This window comes from Streptomyces inhibens, from assembly GCF_003389455.1.
GTDB lineage: Bacteria > Actinomycetota > Actinomycetes > Streptomycetales > Streptomycetaceae > Streptomyces > Streptomyces inhibens.
Genome location: NZ_QUAC01000174.1, coordinates 1 through 8197 on the forward strand (window position 1 = coordinate 1; position 8197 = coordinate 8197).

The 8197-nt window shown below is 72.0% G+C and carries 7 protein-coding genes; 2 read left to right on the top strand and 5 right to left on the bottom strand.

Annotated elements, in window-relative coordinates; translation table 11 throughout:
- From DY245_RS22000 to DY245_RS22010, 3 genes are all read right to left on the bottom strand, one after another.
- The coding region (locus DY245_RS22000) for an ArnT family glycosyltransferase (RefSeq protein WP_244943188.1) at positions 1 to 1819 on the bottom strand (1819 nt) is incomplete at its 3' end.
- A complete protein-coding gene (locus DY245_RS22005) occupies positions 1816 to 3207 on the bottom strand; it encodes a bifunctional glycosyltransferase family 2/GtrA family protein (protein ID WP_244943189.1) in 1392 nt (463 codons plus the stop codon). The genes DY245_RS22005 and DY245_RS22000, both read right to left, overlap by 4 nt.
- Positions 3208 to 3280: 73 nt before the next feature.
- On the bottom strand, positions 3281 to 4852 hold the full coding sequence (locus DY245_RS22010; protein ID WP_425329426.1) for a sensor histidine kinase: 1572 nt from the start codon (positions 4850 to 4852) through the stop codon (positions 3281 to 3283).
- Positions 4853 to 4970: 118 nt separating this feature from the next.
- Here DY245_RS22010 and DY245_RS46580 point away from each other — a divergent pair, with 118 nt between their 5' ends.
- A complete protein-coding gene (locus DY245_RS46580) occupies positions 4971 to 5204 on the top strand; it encodes a hypothetical protein (protein ID WP_244943191.1) in 234 nt (77 codons plus the stop codon).
- Here the strand turns inward: DY245_RS46580 and DY245_RS22015 are convergent.
- A complete protein-coding gene (locus tag DY245_RS22015) occupies positions 5180 to 5971 on the bottom strand; it encodes a response regulator transcription factor (RefSeq protein ID WP_280524991.1) in 792 nt (263 codons plus the stop codon). The two genes, DY245_RS46580 and DY245_RS22015, sit on opposite strands and share 25 nt — an antisense overlap.
- Positions 5972 to 6315: 344 nt before the next feature.
- Here DY245_RS22015 and DY245_RS22020 point away from each other — a divergent pair, with 344 nt between their 5' ends.
- Positions 6316 to 6858, top strand: a complete 543-nt coding sequence (locus DY245_RS22020) for an NADPH-dependent FMN reductase (protein WP_128508969.1) — start codon at positions 6316 to 6318, stop codon at positions 6856 to 6858.
- Positions 6859 to 6954: 96 nt separating this feature from the next.
- Here the strand turns inward: DY245_RS22020 and DY245_RS22025 are convergent, their stop codons facing one another.
- On the bottom strand, positions 6955 to 7830 hold the full coding sequence (locus DY245_RS22025; protein WP_128508970.1) for an amidohydrolase family protein: 876 nt from the start codon (positions 7828 to 7830) through the stop codon (positions 6955 to 6957).
- Between the last annotated feature and the right edge of the window lie 367 nt (positions 7831 to 8197).

Below are 8197 nucleotides of genomic sequence, written 5' to 3' on the forward strand. Positions count from 1 at the left end.
CCGGCAGGCCGCGCTGGTTGCCGGCCTGGCCCGGGGCGCCCTGGCCGGCCTGCCCGGCGCCCGGTGCGCCGCCCGGCATCCCGCCGTTGTTGCCGCGCCACGTACCGCCCTGACGGCCGCCGGGGAAGCCCCCGCCACCGGGTCCGCCCATGCCGCCCATGCCGCCCTGCACCGAGGGTCCGGCCGTGATGATCGACCCGCCCTTGGGCGTGTTGACCGTATCGAGCGTGTACGCGACCGGCCCGGCCAGCGCCGTCGCCACCCCGAGCCCGGCCGCCAGCAGCGCCACCCGGCGTCCCGCCCGTGCCGACAGCAGCAAACCGAGCGCGGCTAGCAGACCGAGCGCCAGCACCGTCCAGCGCAGCCACGGCAGCCAGTCCGGCGAACGGTTCAGCAGTACGTACGACCAGCCGGCCGTCGCCGCGACCGTCACGGCCAGGACGAGCGACGCGATCGGCCCGCCGCGCCGCCACAACAGCGCCGCGCCCATCCCGACCAGCGCCGCGACGTACGGGGCCAGCGCGATGTTGTAGTACTGGTGGAAGATCCCGGACATAAAGCTGAAGGTCGTGAAGGTCATCAGCAGCGCGCCGCCCCACACCAGGAACTCCGCCCGCAGCCCGGCCTGTTCGGCGGCGACCGCGCGCCGGGCCCGCCACAGCAGGCACACGCTCGCGACCAGCAGGATCAGCGCGGCAGGCAGCAGCCAGGAGATCTGGCCGCCCATGTCGGACGAGAACAGCCGGGTGATCCCGGTCTCCCCCCATCCGCCACCGCCACCGCCGCCGGGACGGCCACCGCCACCGACACTGCCGGTCTCATTGCCGCTGATCCGCCCGAAGCCGTTGTAGCCGAAGGTCAGCTCCAGGAAGCTGTTGTGCTGCGAACCGCCGATGTACGGGCGCGAGGACGCCGGCCACAGCTCGACGATCGCCACCCACCAGCCGCCGGACACCACGATCGCCAGCCCGGCGAGCAGCAGCTGCCCGAACCGCCGGCGCAGCGCGACCGGCGCACAGCAGACGTAGACCACGGCGAGCGCCGGCAGAATCAGCCACGCCTGCAGCGTCTTGGTCAGAAACCCGAGGCCGAAGCAGACCCCGGCCAGCACCAGCCACTTCGTACGGCCGTCCTCAAGGGCGCGCAGCACGAGGGCGATCGCGCAGACCATCAGGAGGCACAGCAGCGCGTCGGGGTTGTTGAAGCGGAACATCAGCGCCGCGACCGGCGTCACCGCCAGCGCCGCGCCCGCCAGCAGTCCCGCACCCGCACCGAACCGGCGCCGTACGGCCGAGAAGAGCACCCCGACCGTCGCCACACCCATCAGCGCCTCGGGCACCAGGATCGCCCACGAGCTGAGCCCGAAGACCCGTACGGACAGCGCCATCGGCCACAGCGCGGCCGGCGGCTTGTCGACGGTGATGGAGTTCGCCGCGTCGGAGGAGCCGAAGAAGAACGCCTTCCAGCTCTCGCTGCCGGCCTGTACGGCGGCCGAGTAGAACTGGTTGGCGTACCCGGAGGCGGACAGGCTCCAGAGGTAGAGCACGGCCGTGACCAGCAACAGCGCCAGCAGCGCCGGCCGCGCCCAGCGCGGATCCGCCGGCCGCCCGCGGACGATCCGCTCCGGCAGACCGCGCAGCCCGCCACGGGGCTCGTAGGTGCGTCGGGCCGGTGCGGGATCCGGGGCAGCCTCCGACGCCGGGGCGGACCCGTCGGCCACCGCCCGGGAAGCCGCGACCGCTGCCGGCGCCCTCTCCTGTCCGGTGAACGGGGGCGGATACGGCGGCTGGGCCGGCGTACTGGGCGGGTGCGGGGTCATCGAGCGCTCCTGGTGAAGTTGTTCCGGTCGTTCCGGTCGTTCCGGCTGTTCCGGTCGTTGGGCGAGGCGTACGGCGGTGGCTGCGGCTGCGATTCGTCGACGGCGTCCACGGCGTCGACGCCGACGAGGTCGTTCCGCCGCTCACGGTCCGGAAAGACCCAGGCGCGGAAGAGCAGGAACCGCAGCACCGTCGCCGCGAGATTGGCGGCGACCAGCACGGCGAGTTCGGTGCCGTGCGAAGGGGTGCCGCTGGCGGCGTCGAGGGCGGCGAGCGAGCCGCTGGTCAGCACCAGGCCGATGGCGAAGACCACCAGCCCCTGCGCCTGATGGCGGACCGCCCGGTCCCGCCCCCGTACCCCGAAGGTCAGCCTCCGGTTGGCCGCCGTATTGGCGATGGCCGACACCAACAGCGCACCGGCATTGGCCAGTTGGGGCCCCACTCCCAGCCTGAAGAGGGAGTAGAGGGCGAGATAGAGCAGCGTGCTCAGCCCGCCCACGACACAGAAGCCGACGAGCTGACGGGCCAGCCCGCCCGGCACCCCGGACAGCTCACGGTCCCGCGGATCGTCGCCGAACGGCCGGGCCAGCCGGTCCAGCGGCAGCGCGCCGGTCGCCAGCGCCCGCCCCACCCGCCATACGCCCTTGAGGTCATCGGTCGCCGTACGCACGATGTGCACGGTGCTGTGGGGGTCGTCGACCCAGTCCACCGGCACCTCGTGGATCCGCAGCCCGGCCCGCTCCGCGAGCACCAGCATCTCGGTGTCGAAGAACCATCCGGTGTCCTCGACCATCGGCAGCAGCCGCTCGGCGACATCGCCGCGGATGGCCTTGAACCCGCACTGCGCATCGGAGAACCGTGCGGCGAGCGAGCCACGCAGGATGAGGTTGTAGGTTCGCGAGATGAACTCCCGCTTCGGCCCGCGAACCACGCGCGCACTACGGCTGAGCCGGGAGCCGATCGCCAGATCCGAGTGACCGGAGATCAGCGGCGCGACCAGCGGCAGCAGTGCGTTGAGGTCGGTGGACAGATCGACGTCCATATAGGCCAGCACCGGCGCCTCGGAGAGCGACCAGACGGTACGCAGCGCCCGCCCGCGCCCCTTCTGCTCCAGCCGTACGGCCGTGACCTCGTCGATCGCGTCGTCGAGCCGGGCGGCGACGTCCGGCGTGCGGTCCGTGCTCGCGTTGTCCGCGATGGTGATGCGGAAGCCGTACGGGAAGGTGCGGGCGAGGTGATCGTGCAGGCGCCGGACGCAGGGCTCAAGATCGCTCTCCTCGTTGTAGACGGGAATCACCACATCGAGAACCGTCGCGATCTGCCCCAGGCGCAGATGCTCGCGTGGCGGCAGAGAGCCCAGCGGCAGGTGGGGCGGCTGTGTCGTCGTCATACCGACGACACTCGCCAACCGCGCTGTCACACCGGTGTGCTGAGCCTGTGACCGGGCTGTGAGTGGGGAACGGTCAGCCGGAGCTGATGCCCGCCGAGACGTCCGTCTCGCCGGCGGCCCGGCTCCTGCCCCACTGCGGCTCGCCCGCCGAGCCCACCGAGCCCGCCGAACCCACCGAGCCTGCCCAGCCCGCCGAACCCACCGCGCCTGCCGAACCCACCGCGCCCGCCGAACCCACCGAGCCTGCCCAGCCCGCCGAACCCACCGCGCCTGCCGAACTCACCGCGCCCGCCGAACCCGCCGAACCCACCGCGCCCGCCGAACCCACCGCAGGCAACGTCACCCTGAAGACCGTCCGCCCCGGCACGCTGTCGACCCCGACCGTGCCGCCGTGCGCGGCCACCACCGCCTGCACGATCGCCAGCCCGAGCCCCGTACTTCCGGCGGCACGTGAACGCGACGCATCGCCGCGCGCGAAACGCTCGAAGACATGCGGAAGCAGATCGGCCGGAATACCTGGCCCGTCATCCTGCACCTCCAGCTGGACGAAACCCCTGCGCGCGTCTCCATGAACGTCCCCAGGAGCGTGCCCACGAGCGCCCCGACGACCCTCTCCATGACCGCCCGCGCCGCCCCGGCCGCCTCCGGGCCCCGCCCCACGCACCCGTGCGGTAACGGTCGTCCCCTCAGGCGTATGCGTACGCGCATTGGCCAGCAGATTCACCAGAATCTGGTGCAGCCGCCCGGCATCCCCGTGCACCAACACCGGGTCATCGGGCAGTTGCAGCCGCCACCGATGGTCGGGCCCGGCCACCCGCGCATCACTCACCGCATCCACCACCAACGGCGAGAGATCAGTGCTCTCGTACGAGAGCGGCCGTCCGGAATCGAGCCGGGCGAGCAGCAACAGGTCCTCCACCAGCCCCGTCATCCGCTCCGCCTCGGACTCGATCCGCCCCAGCGCGTGCCGCGTCTCGGGGCCCGGCTGCTCCCGCCCGCGCCGCGTCAGCTCGGCATAGCCCCGGATCGACGCAAGCGGCGTACGCAGCTCATGGCTGGCGTCGGCGACAAACCGCCGCACCCGCATCTCGCTCTCCTGACGGGCCGAGAGCGCCGAACCGACATGCCCCAGCATCCGGTTCAGCGCCGCACCGACCTGCCCCACCTCCGTACGCGCATCCGCCTCGGCCGCCGGCACCCGGACATGCAGCGCCACCTCGCCCTGATGGAGCGGGAGTTCGGAGACCCGGGTGGCGGTGGCGGCGACCCGCCGCAGCGGCCGCAGCGCGATACCGACCATGGCGGATCCCGCGACCCCGGCCGCGATCAGCCCGGCGACCGTCACACACCCCTCGATGAGGATGAGCGTACCGACCGTCGTCTGGACCTCCCCGAGCGGCAGCCCGAGCAACATCGAGCCGTCCTTGGCGGACTGCACGCGGTAGTCGCCGAGGCCGGGCAGCTCGGTGGTGTGCGGCACACCGTCCCGCGGCACCGCGCTCAGCGCCGCGACCTGCGCCCCTCTCAGCGCAGCCAGCCGTTGCAAGGGCTCCCGACTGATGGATTTGTTCAGCCGCGCGGCCTCATCGATCGTGCCGTCCGGCGCGATCCGCGCCCCGACCGTCCCAATGGGCTGACCCCCCATCGCCACAAATTCCAGCCCCTGCACACGCCATGGCTCATGCCCCCGCGGCCCCTCGGCCCGCGTCACGGACTCCCGCAGCTGACTGTCCAACTTCCCCTGCAAATAGGAGTGCAGCGCAATGGACGTAACGGTCCCGATGACGGCACCGACGACAGCGATCAGCGCAACCGACGACACCACCAATCGCCTCCGCAGCGTCCAGCGTCGACGGGGCGAGGGGGCGGGCGGCGAGGAGGCGGGCGGCGAGGAGGCGGGCGGCGAGGAGGGGGCCGCCGGGGACGGCTCGTTCCGCTCGGGCGTCGACAGGGGCTTCCCGCTCACCACCCGCTACACACCCGGCTTGATCAGATAGCCCGCACCCCGCCGGGTGTGAATCATCGGCGCCCGCCCCGCGTCGATCTTCCGCCGCAGGTACGAGATGTACAGCTCCACGACATTGGCCTGACCGCCGAAGTCATAGCTCCAGACCCGGTCGAGGATCTGCGTCTTGCTCAGCACCCGCCGCGGATTGCGCATCAGATAGCGCAGCAGCTCGAACTCGGTGGCCGTCAGATGGATCTCCTGGCCGTCCCGCCAGACCTCGTGACTGTCCTCGTCGAGCACCAGATCACCGACCGCCAGCCGCGACTCGCTCCGCGCGGCGGCCGCTCCGGCCCGCCGCAGCAGGCCGCGCAGCCTGGCCACCACCTCTTCCAGGCTGAACGGCTTGGTGACATAGTCGTCGCCGCCCGCCGTCAGCCCGGCGATCCGGTCCTCGACCGCGTCCTTGGCGGTCAGGAACAGCACCGGCACATCAGGCAGTTCACGCCGCAGCCGGCCGAGCACCGTCAGCCCGTCCATGTCCGGCAGCATCACATCGAGCAGTACGGCATCCGGCCGCCAACTACGGGCGCAGCGCAGCGCGCCCGCGCCGTCCCCCTCCGAGCGGATGTCCCAGCCCTCGTAACGCAGCGCCAGCGACAGCAGATCGGCGAGCGAGGACTCATCGTCCACGACCAGCACCCGCACCGGGCTGCCGTCGGCCCGTAGCAACTCCGGCTGCTTCCCGGGCGCGCCCCGGGAGGACGAGGCCGATGCAGGCACACGAAACGACGCTGAGGAGGACGAAGTCACGGTCATGGTCCGGAGCCTGGCCCACCCCCGTGAGAGCTCCCTTTCGGCTTCCTGTGAATCTCCTGAGAATCCCCCTTCCCCGCCCCGCCCGCGGCAAGCACCCCCGGCCGCAACCGACCTGGGCCGCCCCCCGCGCGGTCCAGGCCGATCACCACTCCTCAAGCATTGCACCCAGCACTGACAATCGCCCTGACCAGCGCATTCGCCGCCCTTCACGACCCCGGGACGCCGACGGCAGTCGACCGGTCGCGGCCCCCGTCACAGGCACCACCCGCAACCCCTCCCACCCGCGCGCCCTCCCGCACGCGCTCCCACCCGCATGCCCGCGCCCCACCCCGTACCGTCACCCCATGAGACTTCTCGCCCTCTCCGGCAGCCTGCGTGCGCGCTCCTCCAACGGCGCGGTGCTGCGCTCCGCCCTCGACCTCTGGGACGGCCCGGCCACCACCGCGGACATCGGCGCGCTCCCGCACTTCAACCCCGACCTGGACGGCGAGGACGCCACACCCCCCGCCCCCGTCGCCGCTCTGCGCACCGCCGTTGCCGCCGCCGACGCCCTGCTCATCGTCAGCCCCGAATACGCGCACGGTGTCCCCGGCGTCCTCAAGAACGCGCTCGACTGGCTGGTCAGCAGCGGCGAATGCGTGGAGAAGCCGGTCGGGGTGATCACCGCCTCGCCCTTCCCCACCGGCGGCGACCACGCCAACGCACAACTCTGCGAGACCCTGAGCATGATGACCGGCGCGGTCGTCCCGGCCGCCTGCCGCGAAATCCCCGCCATCGGCCCGAAGATCGACCCCGCCACGGAACGCGTCACGGACGGACCCACCCTCACCGACCTGGGCGTGGCCATGTCCCACCTCGCCGCGGCCGCCACCCCGCTCAACCCCTGAACGCCACCCCGCTCAGGCCCTGAACACCCTTCCCCTCAAGGCTTGTCCACCTGCCCCGCTCACACGCCGAACAGCCCTCACACGCCAAACAGCCCCTCACACACCGAACAGCCGCGCCGCATTCCCGTAGCAGACGCCCCGCAGCCACTCCTCCCCCATCTCCAACCGGGTCAACGCCTCCAGCGCATGGGCATACCCGTAGGGGATGTTGGGGAAGTCGCTGCCGAACAGCACCCGGTCGCCGAGGTCCGCGAGCCGGCCGCGTTCCGCCCGCGGGAACGGCGCGGCCCGTTCGGAGAAGTCCGTGAAGGCCATCGTCGTATCGAGGTGCACCCCCGGATAGCGCCGCGCGAGATCCAGGAAGTCGACGTACTCCGGCATCCCCATGTGCGCGATGATCAGCCGCAGCCGAGGGTGCCGGGCCAGCACCCGCGCGATCGGCTCGGGCCCGGTGTGCTTGCCCGGTGCGGGTCCCGACCCGCAGTGGACGACCACCGGGACACCGGCCTCCGCTATCGCACCCCACACCGGGTCGAGCAGCGCATCGGCCGGGTCGTACGCCCCCACCTGCACATGCGCTTTGAAGATCCGTGCCCCGCCCGCCAGTTCGGCGCGTACATATGACGCGGCGCCGTCCTCCGGGAAGAACGTCGCGGTCCGCAGACAGTCGGGCGTACGGTCCGCGAAGTCGGCCGCCCAGCCGTTCAGCCACTGCGCCATCCCGGGCTTGTGCGGATAGATCATCGACGTGAACGCCCGTACGCCGAAGCCGCGCAGCACCGCCAGCCGCTCGTCCTCCTCGTACCGGTAGGCGATCGGCCACGCCCGGCCCACCAGCGGCCCGGCGGCGTCGAAGTACGCCCAGACCTTCGCCATCACCCGCTCGGGCATGAAGTGCGTATGCACATCGATCAGCCCCGGCAGCCCCAACTCCCGCCAGAACGCGCCGACCCGCTCATCCCCGTCCGCCACTCCAGACCCCTCCCACTACGACTCCGACAACTACGTCCCGACGGCTACGTCCCGACCGCTACGCCCTGACGGCTACGTCCCCGTGGCTACATCCCTATGGATACGGAGCTCACGGCTACCAGCCCCGCGACGACGGCCCAGCCCCCGACCACCACACAGACCTGCCACCCGCCAACCCCACTACCCGGCAACCCATCGGCCACCCGGCAACCCCGCTACCCAGCCACCCCGCAACCCCGCAACCCCGCAACCCCGCCGACCACCACCCACCCCCCCCTGCACCCAACCTCCACTACCCGCCTCAAAACAACCCCTCCTGACCCCCCTCCCGCTCCCCCGCCCCATACGCCCCATACGCCCCGGCCCG